The organism is Leptospira licerasiae serovar Varillal str. VAR 010 (assembly GCF_000244755.1).
In the GTDB taxonomy this organism is placed as follows: domain Bacteria; phylum Spirochaetota; class Leptospiria; order Leptospirales; family Leptospiraceae; genus Leptospira_B; species Leptospira_B licerasiae.
Genome location: NZ_AHOO02000005.1, coordinates 1357034 through 1375921, shown reverse-complemented (window position 1 = coordinate 1375921; position 18888 = coordinate 1357034). Strand labels below are relative to the sequence as shown.

Sequence of the window (18888 nt, the reverse complement as noted above, 5' to 3'; positions counted from 1 at the left end):
CGCTTCTGAGAATTGTTCTCATTCTTGATTGACAGATTCCGAGAGATTTTGATTTTGAGTTTTAGACTCATTTCAATATCTATATATAGAAACATGACTCCTACTAATGAGAACTGAGTCTCAACAGGAGAAAACATGAAACGGAACACAACCAAGACGCTATTGACGATGATTCTAGGAATATCCTTCTTAATGAATTGCGACCAAGGTTCTAAAGAGTCGAACTCTGCGTTAGTACTCGGGGCCTTAAACGGTGCCTGCGTAGATGCCGCAGTGACTGATGATGAGATCGCAGAAACCGCAATCACTGCCGGGATCAACACTTTCCAACTGATCTCCATCCCAACTGCAGGTGCGGCAAGACATATCAGATTAGAAGGAGTTCTTCTACAAGCTCTAAGCGGACACGGCACCATTTACTTGGCGACCGGATACACGGATGGTTTGGCTGGAACTTCTTCCACACCTACTACCACTGCAGGCGACGGAAGACTCGTAGTTAACATCTACCAAGGCGGACCTATGGTTTACTCAGGTTATTCCGCAACCACAGCTTACGGAACAGATGATGGAACTGCAACTGCAGCACTTGGAGGAACTGGAACTAGTTTGTTCTCTTCCTTCACCACTACTGCAAGCGACGTTTGCTTCGATATCAGTGCGGATACCACTCCTAAACTTACCGTTTGGGGAAGCGGATACAAAGGTGCAAACTGTAAGAAGAGATGTACCCTTACGGAATCCAACGCGATCATCAATAAAGCCGATTGGCCAAGCGGCGCCGGTATCGGCTCAACCGGAAGCACTAGCACATACTACAAAACCGGCAGCTCTGCTTCCGGAGTAACTGCGACTAAGGTAGTCACTTATAGTACTACTGCGCTTTAGGAATTTTAGGCGGCCGGATGTTAGGTCGCCTACTGTCATTATTAATTTATGAAGAAGGGGGATTCGATAATGAAAACATTATATTCAATTTTCATTATTCTCATAGCGACTTTTACCGTTTTTTGCGGGCCTAGCACCGGAGGAGACGATGGTCTTGCGATCTTAGCCGCATTGGAAGACGGAGGTAATGGATGTATTAGGGCCCCCGGCGATACAACCACAACCGGTTCCGGGACTTTTACCACGGTAGTCAATGCAACTGCGAGCGGCTGTTGGGTTTACTTAGATCTCAAAGCAGGCGGAGTCGAAACTACCAAGTCAGGTACATGGGATCTAAAATTCAAAAGATTCGTAATCGGTACGAATAGTGGAACCAGCGGCTCCGGAAGTGCGGGTTCTTGTTTTAATGCAGGAGACACGAACTTGGCTAGCGTAACCGGCGGGGATTGTACTCCGGAAGTAGATGAGCTCATGTCCCAAACCGGAGGAGGCGGATTTGGAACCGCGACTGAAAACGCAAGCCCTGCTCTTTGGGATTGGTATGATTATAACGGAACCACCCATATCCTAACTCCTAAATCAAGAGGATACTTGATCCAAGGTTCGGATGGAACTTCGTCCTTCGGATTGGAAATGACGGATTATTACGACAACGCAAGTACAAGCGGATTTCCTAAATTCATCTGGAAGGAACTTTGATGGGGAAAGTAAAACCTTCTTCCCTTCCCAGAACGCTTTATCTGATCTTATTCTCAGGTTTATGCCTTCTAGGGTTCCCCATCTTCTCTCAAGGAGAAGTCCTTCCCGAAAAAAAGACGGAAGAAAAAAAAGAAGATTCTGATAAACCGAAAATAACTCCGGAAGCCGGAAAAGATATTAATAATGGGAATTATGACAGAGGCTCCATTATCACCGTAACCGGTACTCGTAGAAAAGGTTTTTTAAAAGATTCCACGATCACCACCGAGGTGATCACCAGAAAAGATATAGATGCGATGGGAGCGAGAGATATATCTCAAACTCTTGGTAACGTACCGGGTATCGAAGTACGTCCCGCTCAAGCGGGAGAAAGAGGATCCACTGTACGTTTGCAAGGTCTTGCAGGACAAAACGTTCTGATCTTAGTGGACGGACAAAGGACCACCGGGCGTTTCAGCGGTTCCATCGATTTAACCAGATTTAAAGCGGAAGATATAGAGAGGATCGAGATCGTAAAAGGCGCGTCATCCGCTCTTTATGGCTCGGATGCGATAGCCGGTGTAATTAATATCATCACTAAGGAACAAAAAGATCCTTACTCCGCGAACTTCAGGACCTTTATGGGAGGAGGAAATCCTGTATACTACGGAACCGGGACGGAGTTCCGTAACTATGCGTCGGTAGGAGTTCGCAAAGGGATCGTTTCCACCAACTTTACCGCAGGTTGGCATAGGGGAGACGGTTACGACTTAACTCCGGATGCGACCTTAGGACCTAAAAATGGAAGAATAGAAAGTCTTTCTCCTAGTTATTCTCCTTTCCCGACGGACACTCCTTTATGGACAAAACTATATATTTACCGTAAAAAACTTCCTTATGAAGGGCCTTTAGAATCCACTTCGGGTAGCGCATTCGAAGATATAAACGTCTCCAATAAGACTACTTTCGATATTTCCGAAACTTTGAAAATAGGTTTCCAATTCTATTATAGATATCTAAATCAAAATGCAGTAGATGCGGTTCCTCCAAGAGGAGTTTACGATAGAAGCAACAAGACTCATGACTTCATGGGTGCGGTCAACGCGGATTGGGAAATTACCAAAACGTTAAACTTAAATGTAAACACCAATTACGCCCGTTTTTTCGATACTTATACATACGATCAAAGAAAGTCCGACGCTCAGGATAAAAGGGAAAAGCTGGATAACGCAGTTACCGAACTGCGAACTCGTTTAGATCATAAGATCGCAGACGGACATGTAATCTCCTACGGTGCGGAAACTCTCATAGATCAATTCTCTTCCGCGAGAATTGCCCCCGATTGTAAAAGAAATTTTCCATATATTTGTGCGAGCGATATCCTGGGAACTGATACTTACCAAACTCAAAACGGATACGCTCAAAGACAAAGAAACGCTTTTTACGTACAGGACGAATGGAGAATTTCCAGCGCACCTAGAATTCAGATCGTTCCTGGAATACGCTCCGACCATGACTCCATTTATGGCGGACAAGTACTTCCAAAATTGGCGGTCCGATACGACGTTACCGATAAATTCCGTATTAGAGCCGCCAACGGGTTAGGATACAGAGCGCCCAGCTTTCAGGATCTATATTATAATTTCATAAACCCGGGAGTAGGATATAGGGTCGCGGGAAATCCGGATCTAAAACCCGAACTATCTCGCAGTTATAACTTGGGGGGAGAATGGGAACCGAATAAAGTATTCTGGTTCAGCTTTAACTTCTTCTATAATAATATCGATAACCTGATCGGATTCAGGACAAATCCTACAAGAGATGCGTCCGGATTACAGATCTTTAATACATCTAATTATCAAAAGGCCCTTACAAAAGGATTCGAATCCTCCGTAACGCTGAGAGTTCACCAAAATATTTCGTTGGGTGGCGGTTATACGTATACAGATACAAGGGACGAACTGACTAACCTTCCCCTCGAAGGAAGAGGTTACCATAGATGGAATGCGAATATACGAATAGATCATCAACCTAGCGGATTCAGCTTCTCTCTATTCGCGGTGATCTTCGGGAAACAACCTTATTATTGCCAGAAAAATCCGCTTTGGTGCGACCCTCAGTTACCTACGGAATTTTCCGCTCTTAGCGCCCAGCTTACTACACAAGCGACGAATACGATCAATGCGTTATTCGGAAATATTCCCGGTGGTATCCAAGAATACTGTACGGAAAGGAATTTGTCTTACTGTACCACTGGGCCGACTTACGGCGTTAGAATGGTGAATCCTCATACCAATTTGAATATAAGAGTCTCCCAAAAAATATTAGGGACCTTTGAAATATTCGCAGGTGTGGATAACCTTTTAGATACGTTCGATCTTACTTATAATCCGCAAAAACCTAGATTCTACTATGTGGGTATAGACGGAAGATTCAGCGCAGGTTCGGTTGCTACAGATTATTCCGCAGCACCCATGCCATCTACCTCGCCCACACCCGGAGTTCGGTGATGGAAAAATCCGCCGTTTTAGATCTATACAAAAATATTTTAAAAATCGGAGAACTTATATGAAAAAGATCATACTTTGGGCTTTATTCCTTTGTCTGCCTGAAGCTATCTTCGCAGAGACAAAAGAACTTCGGATCGTAACGTTAAACGGGACCGTTTCCGAGATCGTTTTCGCATTAGGAAAAGGTAAATTAGTAGTAGGCAACGATACTTCTTCCCTTTATCCTCCGGAAGCGTTAGCTCTTCCTAAAGTAGGTTATCAAAGAGCACTCTCCGCAGAAGGTATTCTTTCCCTAAAACCGAATTTGATCTTGGGCTTAGAATATGCAGGCCCTCCTGAAGTAATCGAACAACTTAAATCTGCAGGTTTAAAAGTGATTATCTATCCGGGATCGCCCGGAGTAGATCCTTCGCTAAATAATATTCTTGCGATCGGAAAAGAGATCGGGGCCGAGAAAGAGGCTCAGAAGATCGTAAAAGATATCCGTAACAAACAATCCAAAATTGCGGAGAAGGTCTCCAAATTAAGATCCAAACCGAAAATTTTATTCGTATATCATAGAGGCACAAGCCTTGCACAAGTATCCGGAACGGAAACGCCTGCGGATGAAATGATCCGACTCGCCGGAGGGATCAATGCAGTAAACGGATTCAAAGGTTTTAAACCGATCACTCCGGAAGCAGTAATCGCAGCACAACCGGATATTATCTTAATTCCAAGCAGAGGTTTAGAAAGTCTTGGAGGAAAAGACGGAGTCTTCTCCCTTCCAGGTGTGAAAGATACTCCTGCTGGAAAAAAATCCAGAGTAGTTGCTATAGATGACCTAGTTCTTTTAGGTTTCGGTCCAAGACTCGGTCAGGGGATCGAAGAATTATTCGAAGCATTTCATTCTAAAACGCCTGATAAAAAATGATCGTATCCTCTCCGGAAACTTCTTCCTCGGAAATAAAACATAGAGAGGAAGATAAGAAGAAAAAAACGGGACGAAAAGTCCCGCCTATACTCGTCTATGCAGTGTTAATTGCGGGGCTTTTCGGGATCGGGATACTTTCCCTTAAATTCGGATCCATAGAACTTTCCACGAAAGAGATCCTAAGGGTATTTTTATTAGGACAGGATTCCTTATCCGAGTTGGAGGTCCCACATTCCGTTTTAGTTTGGAATTTGAGAATGCCTAGACTCGCATTATCTATGTTAGTCGGAGCTTGTCTCGCTTCAGCCGGAGTTTGTATACAAGGTTTATTCCGAAATCCATTGGTAGAACCAGGATTTATAGGAGTAAGTCCTGGAGCAGCATTAGCCGCTTCTACATGGATCGTATTTTCCGAAAAAATACTCACATTCTTACCGGCGGAACTAAGAGGAAAGGAAAGTTTCCTCCTACAGTTATGCGCTTTTAGTGGAGCTCTTTCAATTTCATTCTTCCTACATATGGTTTCCAAAAGAGAAGGAGGGGGATTCTCCTTAGTTCTAGTGCTCGCTGGAATCGCAGTAAATGCAACTGTAGTTTCTCTTTTAGGATTTTTATCTTATCTAGCGGATGATGCACAACTTAGGAACCTGACCTTCTGGAGTTTGGGAAGTATGGCCGTCGCAAGCTGGCATAAAATTTATCTATTGGGTGCAGTTCTACTGATCGTAATTTTCTTTTTTCCGGTCCTAAGCAGAGGTCTGGATGCTTTAGCATTAGGAGAGGCGGAAGCTTTTCATACTGGTTTCAAGGTAAGAAGGATCCGAAATCTCACTATCGTTCTCGCTAGTCTATTAGTAGGGGTAAGCATTTCTATATGTGGAAATATAGCATTCGTTGGCTTGATCGTTCCTCATATTTTAAGAATGGTTTTAGGACCGGGTCATAGAACGTTACTCCCTGCTTCCTTATTCGGAGGAGCACTTCTTCTTTCGGTTGCAGACTTGGCCGCACGCACAGTCGCCTTCCCCTCCGAACTTCCTATCGGTATTATTGCGGCTGGAATAGGCGGTCCATTCTTCCTATTTTTGATCTTACAAGCAAAACGTAGAGAAGGAGAATTCAGATGAGTTTAGTATTATCGGACATTTCCTTATCCAGAGGTGGAAGGTTCTTATTATCAGGGGTCAACTTAAGTTTGTATCCAGGAGAACTTTTGATCGTGCTCGGTCCAAATGGAGCGGGAAAATCAACTCTATTGAAATTATTTTCCGGAGAAATATCTCCTGACAAAGGATTGGTGCTATTGGATGGGATCCCTTTGTCCGAGTACGATTCGGAAGACTTAGCTCTCAGAAGAAGCGTCCTCTCTCAAGAATCCGAGATCCATTTTCCGTTTATTGCGGATGAGATCGTTCGAATGGGAAGGTCCTGCTCTAAATTAAGAGTTCCTAAACCTTTAGAAGACCGGATCACAGAGGATGCATTCTGTGCAGTACATTTGGGTGAAAGAGAAAGATTCCAAACGTATAATAAACTTTCCGGAGGAGAAAAACAAAGAACTCAGATGGCAAGAGTCCTAGTCCAGGACAAGGAACCTACCCAAAGAGAGAGTTATGTGCTTTTGGACGAGCCGGGAGCCTCTTTAGATCCGAATAGAATACACTCTCTATTAGAAAAAGCGAAACAACTCAGTAAAGAAGGAAGAGGTGTCCTCTGCATCCTTCATGATCTGAACCTCGCATTGAGATACGCGGATCGGATAGCAGTATTAAAAGAAGGCAAAATACTAGCCGATGGAATTCCAGAACATATACTAAATGAGGTATTTGTCCTAGAACATTTCCGATTGAGAACTAAAAAAATCCCGTTCCCCGAAGGAGGATATTATCTCATCCCTCTCGGTCCCGCAGAACCGAACACAACAACCGCCCTACCCTATACAATAGATGCTAAAGGAGTCAAAGAAAATGTCCATCGCTGAATCGTTAGAGATCGAAAATATCGTCAAAGATTGGAAAACGATCAAAGAAACACAACCTCGTCTTAGAATGAGAGAGATCGCTTCCCAACTAAAAACCTCGGAAGGCGGATTATTGGCTGCCTCTGAAATTTCCAAGGCGGAAGGATTCCCGCAAGTTTCTTCTCTTCTAACTAATTGGGGAGAATTATTCGCAAAATTCGGAGAGTTGGGACATGTAATGGTCCTCACTCGTAATGAAGCCTGCGTACATGAAAGAAAAGGAATATTCGAAAAAGTAAGTTCAGGTCCAGGACACATCCTAGTCGTTGGAGCGGATATAGACCTAAGGCTTTTCCCTGGTATTTGGAAATTCGGATTCGCAGTAGAAGAACCTAAACAAGATTCCATACAAAGATCTTTTCAATTCTTCAATGAGAGCGGAGAAGCAATGTTCAAACTTTTCCTTACCGATAGATCGAACATATCTGCTTGGGAAAAGCTAAGATCTGAATTCAAAAACGAGTCTCCGGACTTCTCCTCTCTATTCTCTTCTGGAACCGAAAAGAAAACCGAAATTGCGGAGAAAAAAGGACTTAGTCCCGAAACCAAAGAAGAATTTCTGAATGATTGGGGAAAATTGGAAGATACTCATGAATTTTTCTCACTATTAAAGAAACATGGTGTATCAAGGATCCAATCCATGGAGATCGCCGATGGAAAATTCACAAAAACTGTAGAGACAAAAGCGGTATTGAGAATGTTGGAAATGGCTTCTTTGGACAGAACTCCAATCATGGTTTTTGTGGGAAATCCGGGGTCTATCCAAATCCACACAGGAGAAGTCACCAACATTAAAGTTTTAGAATCTTGGTGGAATGTTCTGGATTCAGAATTCAATCTTCACTTAAGATCCGATCTGATCTCTAAAGTTTATATTGTAGCGAAACCATCCAAAGACGGAGTGATCCACTCTATGGAAGTATACGACGCGGATGGAGAATTGATCGTTCAGTTTTTCGGTAAAAGAAAACCGGGACAAGCGGAAAGAACCGATTGGATAGGACTCTTAGACAAAGTATCCGAACCTGCCTAAGATAAAAATGGTCGTTAGCTCTTTCGAAATAAGTCCAAAGAGCTAACGAAATTTTCCTTAAACACTCTTATGTGTTTCTATATAGAAGTCGGCCGATATACGACCTGATCCATACAAAGAAAAGTGTAAAAGTAAGAGTAGGATCATGGATGCATAAGGCAGATTTGATCCTGCGGAAACAAACCCCTCTCTTGCGTGGATGAACAAAACGGCCCCGACTAGTACAGGCAATTGTAAAATCGCGGAGAATCTAGTCAGAAGTCCTACCATCAGCAGTACACCACCACAAATGTGAGCGATCACTATATAATGAGCTAGTAATGTAGAAGCATAAGGAGCATTATTCAACTCCATGAGTCGGATAAGCGCATCCGTATCTGCAAGGAATGCAAGTCCCTTATACACCAGAACCCCGCCCAAATACACGCGGACCATATCGATCCACCAATCCCGATGAGTCTCTAACCAATCATGCCATCTTTCCATAAGGACCTCCGTCCTGCGATGGAACATTCTATCTTTCTTTTTTTGAAAATCAAGACCTCTTGCAAAAAAGAGATCTAATATAATCGAACAATCGTTTATTAATATATATCTAAACTCATCCGAAAGGATTATCGTTTAATAAAGGTTATTTACAGAATAGTTTTCTATTCTCCAATCTGCATCGTGCGGTCCTACCCGCTTTGGTATACTTACCGTTTCCGTTACCATCCGATGTGAATGAACCGCTAAAAACGGAGCCGTCCCGAAACACATAACGTCCCGCTCCTGATTTTTTATCTTCGGACCAATTGCCTTCGTATCTATCTCCGTCCGAATAAGCCAAGGTCCCCCAACCTTCTCTCAACTCTCCTACAAATCTGCCCGAGTAAACGTCTTTGGTATCGTAGACATAGATACCTTCTCCGTTCTTACAATTCCCTTTTTTACATCCGGGAGAACCGTTTGCAAAAAATCTTAAGTTAACTCCCGGACTCGGCTCCGGTTTTTTTTCGATAGGTTTGCCGTCTGCATCTTCGTCAAAATATTCTCTGGAAGAAATATCAGAGTCTTGGTCTCTATCGTCCGCTTTCTTTTTGGGTTTTAATCTTTCGATCTCTTGGTTGGACTTTGGCTTTGGTTTAGAACAATCGGAAAAGAAGAAGCAGCAGGAAATTAAGAAATAGGATAATACAATCGAACTAAAAATTTTTTTGACCATTCTGGATCCCGGATTCCCTACAGAGAGCCCGGGAAGATCAGAATGTCAATAAAGTTCTAAGACTGTTTTTCCAAAACTAGCAGAGTGATCTCGGAAGGAGCTCCTATTCTTAAAGGAGGCCCCCAATATCCCGTCCCTCTACTTACGTAAAGTTGAGTGTCTTCCCATTTACTCAATCCGGCCACAAATTTTTGGAATAAATGGATGAACAAGTTTCCCGGAAAGTACTGACCTCCATGAGTATGGCCGGAGAGTTGTAAATCGTAGCCTACTTTAGCTGCCTCAAAAATGGAATTCGGTTGGTGAGCAAGTAACACTTTATAATGAGCATCCTCCGTTCCGAGAGAAGCCTGCTTTGGATCCGTTCTATGGCCAGGGATCACAGTATGGGCTTTATAATCAGTCACACCTGCTACAGCGATCTTTGCCCCGTTATGATCTATTAGTTTATTCTGATTTAATAATACATTGATCCCAAGATCCTCTAATTCTCTGATCCAAGCGATCACTCCAGAATAATACTCGTGGTTCCCGGTTACGAAAAATGTACCATGTTTGGATTCCAGATTTTTTAGAGGAGACACATGATGTTTCAACATGCCGACTGTTCCATCCACCAAATCTCCGGTAATCGCTACCAGATCCGGCTGCAGAGAGTTTGTCTTGGAGACCACACCTTCTAAAAATTTTCCTTTGATCGTAGGTCCGATATGGATATCGGAAAGTTGCACGATCTTAAAACCGTCCAGGCCGTCGGGTAGATCCTTTACTTTAATTCTTACCTGCTTGATCGTAGGAGTTTTTTTAGCCTGGTAGAATCCGAAGGCGGTCAATCCGCCTGCAATTCCCAAAAGTGCGAAGGAAGAGAACCTTGCTAAAAAATCCGCTCTTCCGAATTTTTCCGACCCTAATAATGCTTCGGTTTCGGCTGATGCGACAGAAATACTATTAGGCTGCAAAAGGTCCGAAAGATATACGACGCCTTTCCAGACCAAATTTCCCAGATCCTTGAAGACCACGAAGGAAACAAGTATGGTTGCAAATCCCAAAGTAGTAAAAGCGGAATAAGCCCAGAACTTTTGCCAATGGGTTTCTCTAAAAAACAAACTCAAAAGATAAGCGCTAGGAGTAAGAAGGACCAGAAAAACCACTCCAATCCATAGAGAGACCTCCTGAAAAGTTCCGAGTTCGAAAGGCGCGATCAAACGACTGGTCGCATAAGAATAACCTATCAAAAGAATTACTGTAAAAACACTGAGAAAAATCACTAACCTTTGCAAATCGAACTCCATTGCCAGACTAATATATCCGACCGAAAAAAAGGGTTGGAGTTCCTCCAAAAAACGCCTTTCTCACATTTTGTTCCGAAGGAAAACGACAATCCGTTGACTTACTCGCCGATCCATGAGAGTCTTGCCCCATCTATGTCCACTATTGACTCGGAAACCAGAAAATACAAAAGCCTACTGAATACGAGTACGATCCTAAACGCCAATCTGGACCTTTACCAACTTCTACCTTTGATTATGCTGTATTCCAAAGATCTGTTGGAAGCGGAAGCAAGCTCCTTATTTCTTTTAGAGGAAAAGGACGGATTTTTATACTGCGAAGTAGCTTTGGGCGAAAAAGGAGAGATCATCCAGAAATACGCGAGATTAGAACCTGGGCAGGGAATCGCAGGCTGGGTGGCAAAAGAAAAAAAACCGATCATTCTGGAAGACGCTTATACTGATCCAAGATTTAATCCTGCTTTAGATCAAAAGACCGGATTTAGGACCAGATCGCTCGCCTGCGTTCCATTATTCATCCAAGACAAGGTGATCGGAACCTTAGAGATCTTAAATAAGTCCCAAAACAGAAGTTTCGAAAATTCGGATCTGGAAGTGTTAAACTCACTTTCTGAAATGGCGGCAATCGCGATCAAAAATGCACAAGCTCACGAAACCCTGAAGAAGAGGGTGTTGGAGCTACGACTACTTTACGAATTCGAAAAATTAACGGTCGCCGAAAAAAGTATCAATGAATTAGGAAATTGGCTCTTAGACAAGGTACTCGAATTCTTAGAAGCAAAAGCAGGGACCATCTATTTGGCAGACCCGACTTTGGAAGTCCTACGAGTCCTAGCCGCTAGAGGAATTCCGGAAGAAGCTATCCATAATATACAGGTACCTTACGGAGAAGGAATTTCGGGCTGGGTTGCAAAAGAAAAACAAAGCCTACTTATCCAAAACCTGGACGAAGATCCAAGATATGATAAAAGCGCAAAATATAAATTCGAAGCGAACTCACTTATATCGGCTCCTTTACTTTTCCGAGGAGAGCTATTAGGAGTTATCAGCGTAAACAATAAGTATTCAGGATTTGCGTTCACACATGCGGATTTAGAAATGTTGGGAGCAATCGCGAATAGGCTAAGTGTCACCATTAAAAACGCGAATTTATTCCATAAAGTTCTGGATACTGATAGAGAGCTAAAACGTGCTCGAGAAGTAATGCATAAGATACTTCCATCTAGCCTTCCTTATGTTGGCGGATTGGAGTTCGGAGTTCAACATATCCCTTACGATAATGTAGGTGGAGATTTTTATAATATTCTAAAGCTAGATGAAAATCGGAGTGCTGTTCTGATCGCAGACGTTTCCGGCCACGGACTTTCTGCGTCGGTAGTAGCCACTGTCATACATACTGTTGTAAGCACATTCGATTCCGAAACATTGGGAAGCCCTTCCAAATTTTTTACAGCACTCAACTACGCGCTGTATAATAAATTAGCGGGAAATTTCCTCACCGCTTTTTATGCGATCATCCATACAGGCACAAATACGATGTCTTATACGAACGCAGGTCATAATCCTCCGATTTTGTATAGGAGATCGGAAGGAAGTTCCTTACATCTTGAAACAAAAGGAAAATTAGTCGGAGTGATCCCTGATCTATTCTTCGAAGAATATGTAACCGCTTTCCAACCCCAAGACAGATTGGTGCTTTACACAGACGGACTCACTGAACATTCCAATTCGGACAGAACAAGAAGATATAGCGAAGACCTACTGACCCTAGCCGTTCGAACTCATTCCCAGTCCCATTCGGCGGAAGCCGCGGAAAGTCTGATCAAAGAATGTAGGACTTATTGCCATAGATCCGATTTCGAAGATGATGTTACTCTGTTGATCGTGGACAGAGTTTAAGATCGTCTTCACGGCCTAAATGACCGGGGAACTGTTAAAGCTTAGAAAACCTAGTAATCGCTTCCGGAACGATCCCGAAGACATGATCCATTGCGGCGAGTCTCCAATCTTCTCTACTCGGATAGAACATTTGTTTAAATTCTTCTCTTACCTTATCGGCTTCCGATTCGGATTTGGAGCCGTGAAATCGAATACGATTCTCGCTAATCATTAAAAAACTTCCTCGAATAGCTCCCATTACATTCAGGTTTCCGAAAGTTCCTAACTCGATAGTGATTGGATATAGATCTTTTTCTTGAGTGAAAATTTTACCGAAAAAATCAGTAAAATCCCCTGAGGTCCTATAAAAATCCTCTTCACCTTCGTTTAAAAGAAGACCAAAATCTCCAAAGACCTTATTTAGATTTTTGTCCGTCCTTGAGCCATTTTCAGCATTATGCATTAAGCTAAGTCCATTCTTAGCCCCGTAACCGGTATGAAAGTCTAAGATCAAAATACGATCGTAAGGTTTTAAGACTTTTTTGAAATACTTTCTCAAAACTCTGACAACGGGTTCAGGCTTTCTGCCGCCATAATAGATCCCTTTCGGAAATTCGTATTGGCCGTTTACCGCTGCATCCAAAACGTATTTAGCCCCGAAACGGATCACTACTCCTAAAAACCGGATAATAAAGAATATGTACTCGAATAAAAAATTACCGAATTCCGAACTCGGATTTAAGAAACTTTGGATCTTTCTATATTTTTTGTTTTTGAACTTCTTATGCAACTTCTCTCTTTTTAATGCGAAGTTACGATTTAAGTCCACATTCCTTTCGTTTACTCTTAGAAAGTTTTTGAAGCCGTGTGCATTTATCCCATGTAAGATCAGAAAATCTGAATTTTTAGGGAGTTTATAAGCGCTTTTATCATCCAGCAGGAATTCCTCGATCCATCTGCGCTGGAATGCCGAACCTGCAAATCCTTCCACTCCGTGGATACCAGAGCTCATTACGACCAAACGTTTTGCCGGCTTTTTCTTTTCTCCCAAACAATAAACATCCAGTTGTCCCCCTTCTTTCGGGATCTCAAGACATTCATAGTCGAAACGAGCAAACTTGGATTTTAATTGCTTCTTGTAAGATAGAAAGGCCTTTCTACAGGCTTCGTAGGTTTCCAAATAGTACGATAATACGTCCACTGAATCACGAACATACTTAACGCCGTTTTCCGGTCCAAAAAAAAATTTTACCTTTAGATTACGATTCCATGAAAAGAAGAAGGTCGGTCGGCCCTGACCGACCCTAACAGAGGACAATTCACGGCAACCCAAAAAATATAATCATGTTATAGTATTATAATATACTAATCATTATCAAAATCTTTAAATAAAAACCATCACTTTCGTGATACATAAAATAAAAATATGATTTAACCCTTAAGAACTATAACCCTGATCTTATTATTAATCATCCGTTATATTACATGATGTTTTTTTAAAATAATTTTTTAACTATAGTGAAATGTATGAACCTCCTCATCGGTCTAACCTAGTACCTTAAGGAGGTATGAACATGGATACAGTGACCATCTTCGCATTAGCGCTTTTGGCTGTTCCTGTGTTTGCCCGGTTTGCCCGAGTATCCAAGGATGCGATGAATCGCTATCACTTAATCGGATTGGGAGGTCTCTTCCTAATTCTTGGTGAAGCTACGAAGATTACTGCGGTTAAAGTTACACCTATAGCTGCTGTTCTTCCTATGATCGACATCGCAACTGCGATCCTAGCTTACGCGGGGGTACTTTTCGGGGTAGTATGGCTATCGCTCTACTACGTCAAACACCCGAACGAAATCTAAAAAGAATCCTCCTAATTGAAAAGGAAAGGAAGGCGGGACATGTTCCCGCCTTTTTTAGTTGGAAAAGATAAAAGAAGAATTATCCCTGTTCTCTGTGAGCCTAGAATTCAAACGTCCGGATACCAAACATTCCATCCTTTACGTAGCCGATCCGGTGTGTGCCTGGTGTTACGGCTTCTCTCCTGTTTTTGAAAAGATCAGAGAAAAATACTCGGATAAAATAGAATTCACACTCGTACTCGGTGGATTAAAATACGGACCGGAAGCGGAGAACTTCACTGAAGAAGTTACTGAAAAACTTAAATATCTTTGGAAGGAAGTGGAACGGATCTCCAAACGAAATTTCCACTACGATATACTCCAAGATCGAAACATAAGATACGATTCAGAACCTGGTTCAAGAGCGGTTATCACGGCGCAAAGGATCAATCCTAGCTTATCCTTCTCTTTTTTAGATAAGCTGCTGGAAAGTTTTCATTCCAAGGGAAAGGACCCAAGCAGTTTCGAGACATACGCAGAGATAGCCTCGGAGCTTTCCTTCCCTTTAGATGAATTCAAAGAATTATACTATAGAGAAGAAACTTTATTAGAAACAAGGAATGATTTCAATTACGGATATATCTTAGGTGTGACCGGGTTTCCTTGTTTGGTATTTTCGGACGGTTTAGACAGAGGGATCTTAACCAAAGGATACTCTTCCTTTGAAGAGGTGGATGCTCTTTTAGGGGACTATTTCAGATCTATAGGGCAATATTAAAAAAGAAGGACGAGTTTCCTCGTCCTTAAATGCCAATGTACTTTATCTGACAACGATCAACTTGGTCTCCTCTTCCAGAAAAGCGTCCGCCGCTTCCGACCAGGATGCCTTACGAGTGGTGACCTTAGAAGGATCGAATCCTTCCTCTTCTACTAATCTCAAAATTTCAGGGATCCATTCTCTGGATCTAACTCTTCCTAAACGGATTGTTGCTCCATTATTATACAATTCTAAATAAGGGATCGGAATACTATTCGTCCAGAAAATAGATGCAGATCCGAACTCTCCCTCTATTCCGAGAGATCTAAGACCACAGTCCCAACCTTCCGCAGTTCCGTTCGCATCCGCGACTATATCGAACTTACCTAAACTTTTCGGAAAGGAAGTTACCTGCTCCACTTTCACTCCGTAAGATTCCGCGATCTGCAAACGTTTTTTATCCGTGTCTACATAAACAAGTTCAGCGGCACCCATATGTTTTGCAAGAGCCGCAGTATACAAGCCGATGCTCGAGGCAAAACCTCCCAGAACAAGAACGGATCTATTCTTGTTTTGTTGGAGATGTATACCTACTAGTTTCCAAGCCTCTACAATATTATCGCTGATACTTGCAATCGCAGCCGGATCGGTCTTATTGGAAAAAGGAATTAACATCTCCTTTGCATAAGGGACAAGAACGGAATCAGAAATAGCCCCGCCAAATTCTTTTGCACCTTTTCCCATTCCGTAAGCGCTTGTATGAGGAACGGTACTACAACTTTTAGTCAGACCGGTTTCACAATTTGCACAATGCCCGCAGGAAATTTGGAACGGAACTGCAACTCGAGTCCCCTTAGGAAAGAGTGAAGATAACTCTTCGCTTGTTTCTATAATTTCTCCCACAAACTCATGGCCCAAAGGAAAAGGAGGGCGAAATAATGTTTGTCCTCTTAAAATAGGAAGATCCAAATCGCATCTGGCAACCGCCAAGGGACGGACCAATGCCTGGTTCGGTCCGGAAAGTTTAGGATCAGGAACTTCTTCCCATTCCACGCGATTTCTTTTAGAAAATAACAATTGTTGCATGGTTTTCCTCCAATAGACCAATCAGTCTACCCGCAATCGTCCTCATAAAAATAGGATAGACCAGTTAGTCTACAATTTTATTTTAGTCTGATGAGCAAACGAAAACAGGAATCTGCCTCCGGGGAAGGTCCTTTCGAAAGGATAGCATCCACTGCCGTTCGCTTGATGTATTCCCAAGGTTATGCTGGGACCTCTATCAACCAGGTAATCGACGAGTCTGAATCTCATAAGGCCAGCTTTTATAGATATTTCCCAACCAAAGAAGATCTGGGAAAAGAATACCTAGAGCGCCAAGGAAGGGATTTTCAAGTAGGTTGGGAGAGACTCATGGAAAGATCCGAAACACCCCAAGAGTTTGTGCATAGATGGATGGCTCTTTTGAAAAAACAGGTTAAATCCGGGAAATATTTCGGATGCCCTCTCGCTAGATTTATGGGAAGTTTAGATAAACCTGAACCGGATCTTGCTGCAAGAAGTTCTAACGTATTGGAGTCCTGGACTTCTTGTTTAGAAAATTATTTCGAAAGGAGCAAAAAGGTCTCTGCACTTCCGACAAACTTTGATTCCAGAAAGAAGGCTGAACTATTCCTGAAATTATTCCAGGGAAATTCACAATTTTACGTGATGACCCACGATCCCAAATATTTTAACGAGTTAGAAGAGGAGATGCTTTCCGAATTGAAAAAAGCATCATAAAAACCTAAACTATTTTGGTCTTCTTCAGGGGGATCTTTACTTTCTTCCCTTTTAATCTTACGATCTTTCCGGGCGCTCCCACCACAGTACAATCGTCAGGAATATCATGGTCGATGATAACTGCTTCCGCTCCTATCTTCACATTATTGCCCACATGGACAGGACCTAAGACCGTGGCTCTTGCGCCTATAAGAACATTATTTCCGATAGTAGGATGACGTTTCCCTTGGTGATTTCCTGTTCCTCCCAAAGTAACCCCATGGAATAAGATACAATCATCTCCAATCTCTGCAGTCCCGCCGATCACGATCCCCATCCCATGATCTATGAATAGTCCGCTACCGATCTTTGCTCCCGGGTGGATCTCTATTCCGGTAAGAAAACGACTGAACTGAGAAACAAACCGTGCCAGAAACTTTAATCTTATCTTATATAAAGGATATGCAATATATTTATGCATCAGGATGGAATGTAACCCTGGGTAAAGTATAAATTCCAACCCCCTGGCAGCAGGGTCATTCTTGAAAATTGCTTGGATCTCTCGAATCATTCGGAAAATTTAATAGGATTTTTTATTTTTGCGTTCAGATCTAGAATATTCCTCTCTGCTTTCTTTTTTCGCTACGTAATTTGCCAGAGTTAAAATTGCCCCTCCCCAGAAAGCGGCCCAAAAACCGGGCACAAAAATCTTATCAGGGAAAATATTTGCAATCCAAGATAGAACGATTGCATTCACGACGAGACCTGCTATCCCTAAGCTCAAAAGATAAACCAGATATCCGACCCCGAATGTGACCAGAACAAGGAACCATCTTAGAATAAAATTCAAAAAGCCGAAGAATAGAACGATTACTATTACATCCCAAACATTATTGCTGATACGAAAATCCGAATCGATCAGAGGAAAAACGAAAACTACTACCAAGGATTGGAGTAAAACGGAAAAAAGAAGTCTGTACATCTATGTCCTTAAACTGTAGAATCTAGGAACTGTCCCAAATGAGGAGGTAATCCGCCCGGAGGGACCACCACTGTTTGTGGTTGCACTACAGCGTTGTCCGAAACGGAAGCTACTTCTCTGGGTTGGTCTCCCACTAAGGCAGGAGCCGAAGAATCGGAATATAAAATTTGTCGAGATCCGACAGCCATATAAGGCATATTCTTCTTCCTTTCTGTTATATTCTTCCTATTAGACGAATTCGAAAAGCAAAATTATGATCTAACCTTCTAAGACCAATCCACAATCCATCTTTTCGACCACAAAACCGGTATAGATCAAAGGATAGAGTAAGTAAGTCCCGAACCCTAAAACCCAAGCAAACCCAGTGCGAGGAGTATCTCTCACTCCAGTACTTTGGAAGAATAAACGAACGGATCTAAACGGCTTTTTGCCTGAGTCTGAGAAGTTTAGGGACTTATCGGTGATTCCTAAACCGCAGTTATGAGTGAGCTTGTTTCCTTCGATTGAGATAAGCACTTCTTTTCTTTCGGATTTGCTCCAGGAAACTCTTCGAGTGACTGTACCTTCTAATTCCAATTCTTTGGATCTGGCGCCTGTCCCGACCAAGATTGGAAATTTTGCATATTCTCGATCTAATCTTCTGTCCTTTCCTTCCGTCCCTGTAGCAAATGTTGCCATCAAAGTTTTTACATCATATTCCAGATCATCTTCGAATTGGACCAGCACAGGCATTTCGGATCTTTGCTCTCCGGAAGAAGGTAACTGAACTTCTGGGTTTTTCTTTTCCGCACCGGAACAAGATACAAACAGAGAAGAAGCGGATACAAAAAATATAATAGAATATTTAAAGAATGAATTCATAGAATGTCCGTCGCCTCTATGAAACCCCGGAAAGAATTTCTGTCCAGCTAAAATCGCAGTTGGACGGATACAAATCGGCAAAGGTTACATACAAAACAAGGTTTAGAAATTTATTTCCTATGTCCGACTCTGAATTTGGACCGGATATAAAATAAGCGCCAAGACCGATCGGGAAGGCCTATTATGCGACATTTAGCCATAAACCATCAAATACTTCTAATATTTTCCCCCATAAAACAAAAACGCAAACTTTCCAAACGAATTCAAATCTTGATT

20 protein-coding genes are annotated in these 18888 nt (G+C 42.3%); 11 read left to right on the top strand and 9 right to left on the bottom strand.

The genetic code is table 11. The features are described 5' to 3' along the window. Window positions 1-135: 135 nt before the first annotated feature. The 7 genes from LEP1GSC185_RS06970 to LEP1GSC185_RS06940 all read left to right on the top strand — a co-directional run bounded on the left by LEP1GSC185_RS06970 (window position 136) and on the right by LEP1GSC185_RS06940 (window position 8042). The gene (locus LEP1GSC185_RS06970; protein WP_232298495.1) at window positions 136-888 is read left to right on the top strand and encodes a hypothetical protein; all 753 of its coding nucleotides are present in this window, start codon (window positions 136-138) and stop codon (window positions 886-888) included. 69 nt (window positions 889-957) lie between these two features. Further along, window positions 958-1587, top strand: coding sequence for an HmuY family protein (locus tag LEP1GSC185_RS06965; protein WP_008594207.1), 630 nt, complete (start codon window positions 958-960; stop codon window positions 1585-1587). Beyond that, window positions 1587-4076, top strand: coding sequence for a TonB-dependent receptor plug domain-containing protein (locus tag LEP1GSC185_RS06960; RefSeq protein WP_008595888.1), 2490 nt, complete (start codon window positions 1587-1589; stop codon window positions 4074-4076). Before LEP1GSC185_RS06965 ends, LEP1GSC185_RS06960 begins: the two co-directional genes overlap by 1 nt. A 58-nt stretch (window positions 4077-4134) precedes the next feature. Continuing rightward, entirely contained in the window at window positions 4135-4989 is an 855-nt protein-coding gene (locus LEP1GSC185_RS06955) for a heme/hemin ABC transporter substrate-binding protein (protein WP_008594499.1), read from the top strand. Continuing rightward, complete coding sequence (locus LEP1GSC185_RS06950; protein WP_008594790.1) at window positions 4986-6116, top strand: FecCD family ABC transporter permease; 1131 nt, start codon at window positions 4986-4988, stop codon at window positions 6114-6116. Before LEP1GSC185_RS06955 ends, LEP1GSC185_RS06950 begins: the two co-directional genes overlap by 4 nt. Next, on the top strand, window positions 6113-6970 hold the full coding sequence (locus tag LEP1GSC185_RS06945; RefSeq protein WP_008594115.1) for an ATP-binding cassette domain-containing protein: 858 nt from the start codon (window positions 6113-6115) through the stop codon (window positions 6968-6970). Before LEP1GSC185_RS06950 ends, LEP1GSC185_RS06945 begins: the two co-directional genes overlap by 4 nt. Next, window positions 6957-8042, top strand: a complete 1086-nt coding sequence (locus LEP1GSC185_RS06940) for a hemin-degrading factor (protein WP_008593884.1) — start codon at window positions 6957-6959, stop codon at window positions 8040-8042. Before LEP1GSC185_RS06945 ends, LEP1GSC185_RS06940 begins: the two co-directional genes overlap by 14 nt. 57 nt (window positions 8043-8099) lie before the next feature. Here the strand turns inward: LEP1GSC185_RS06940 and LEP1GSC185_RS06935 are convergent, their stop codons facing one another. From LEP1GSC185_RS06935 to LEP1GSC185_RS06925, 3 genes are all read right to left on the bottom strand, one after another. Further along, window positions 8100-8528 carry a DoxX family protein gene (locus LEP1GSC185_RS06935; protein ID WP_008595326.1) on the bottom strand — a complete coding sequence of 143 codons (429 nt, stop codon included), beginning with the start codon at window positions 8526-8528 and terminating at the stop codon, window positions 8100-8102. Between the two features lie 145 nt (window positions 8529-8673). Continuing rightward, window positions 8674-9246 carry an MORN repeat-containing protein gene (locus LEP1GSC185_RS06930; RefSeq protein ID WP_008595499.1) on the bottom strand — a complete coding sequence of 191 codons (573 nt, stop codon included), beginning with the start codon at window positions 9244-9246 and terminating at the stop codon, window positions 8674-8676. A 56-nt stretch (window positions 9247-9302) separates the two neighbouring features. Continuing rightward, entirely contained in the window at window positions 9303-10538 is a 1236-nt protein-coding gene (locus LEP1GSC185_RS06925) for a metallophosphoesterase (protein ID WP_010513563.1), read from the bottom strand. Window positions 10539-10670: 132 nt separating this feature from the next. Here LEP1GSC185_RS06925 and LEP1GSC185_RS06920 point away from each other — a divergent pair, with 132 nt between their 5' ends. Beyond that, window positions 10671-12434: a GAF domain-containing SpoIIE family protein phosphatase gene (locus LEP1GSC185_RS06920; protein WP_008593803.1), complete on the top strand. Its 1764-nt coding sequence runs from the start codon at window positions 10671-10673 to the stop codon at window positions 12432-12434. Window positions 12435-12468: 34 nt separating this feature from the next. On the opposite strand, the gene LEP1GSC185_RS06915 is transcribed toward LEP1GSC185_RS06920, so the two are convergent. Further along, complete coding sequence (locus tag LEP1GSC185_RS06915) at window positions 12469-13614, bottom strand: M14 family metallopeptidase (protein WP_029607842.1); 1146 nt, start codon at window positions 13612-13614, stop codon at window positions 12469-12471. A gap of 373 nt (window positions 13615-13987) precedes the next feature. On the opposite strand from LEP1GSC185_RS06915, the gene LEP1GSC185_RS06910 reads away from it, so the two are divergent. Both LEP1GSC185_RS06910 and LEP1GSC185_RS06905 read left to right on the top strand, forming a co-directional pair. Further along, entirely contained in the window at window positions 13988-14272 is a 285-nt protein-coding gene (locus LEP1GSC185_RS06910; protein ID WP_010513568.1) for an LIC10816 family protein, read from the top strand. A gap of 94 nt (window positions 14273-14366) precedes the next feature. Next, window positions 14367-15029, top strand: a complete 663-nt coding sequence (locus LEP1GSC185_RS06905; RefSeq protein WP_029607843.1) for a DsbA family protein — start codon at window positions 14367-14369, stop codon at window positions 15027-15029. 42 nt (window positions 15030-15071) lie between these two features. Here LEP1GSC185_RS06905 and LEP1GSC185_RS06900 read toward each other — a convergent pair whose 3' ends face one another. Beyond that, window positions 15072-16094 carry a zinc-dependent alcohol dehydrogenase gene (locus LEP1GSC185_RS06900; protein WP_008593521.1) on the bottom strand — a complete coding sequence of 341 codons (1023 nt, stop codon included), beginning with the start codon at window positions 16092-16094 and terminating at the stop codon, window positions 15072-15074. Between the two features lie 90 nt (window positions 16095-16184). Between LEP1GSC185_RS06900 and LEP1GSC185_RS06895 the strand changes: the two genes are divergently transcribed. Next, on the top strand, window positions 16185-16790 hold the full coding sequence (locus LEP1GSC185_RS06895) for a TetR/AcrR family transcriptional regulator (protein ID WP_008595436.1): 606 nt from the start codon (window positions 16185-16187) through the stop codon (window positions 16788-16790). A gap of 4 nt (window positions 16791-16794) precedes the next feature. Here the strand turns inward: LEP1GSC185_RS06895 and epsC are convergent, their stop codons facing one another. The 4 genes from epsC to LEP1GSC185_RS06875 all read right to left on the bottom strand — a co-directional run bounded on the left by epsC (window position 16795) and on the right by LEP1GSC185_RS06875 (window position 18612). Next, entirely contained in the window at window positions 16795-17340 is a 546-nt protein-coding gene (gene epsC, locus LEP1GSC185_RS06890) for a serine O-acetyltransferase EpsC (protein ID WP_008594335.1), read from the bottom strand. A 9-nt stretch (window positions 17341-17349) separates the two neighbouring features. Continuing rightward, entirely contained in the window at window positions 17350-17751 is a 402-nt protein-coding gene (locus tag LEP1GSC185_RS06885) for a phage holin family protein (protein WP_008595469.1), read from the bottom strand. An 8-nt stretch (window positions 17752-17759) separates the two neighbouring features. Then, window positions 17760-17948, bottom strand: coding sequence for a hypothetical protein (locus LEP1GSC185_RS06880; RefSeq protein WP_008595192.1), 189 nt, complete (start codon window positions 17946-17948; stop codon window positions 17760-17762). Between the two features lie 61 nt (window positions 17949-18009). Beyond that, entirely contained in the window at window positions 18010-18612 is a 603-nt protein-coding gene (locus LEP1GSC185_RS06875; RefSeq protein WP_008594913.1) for a hypothetical protein, read from the bottom strand. Window positions 18613-18888 lie beyond the last annotated feature (276 nt).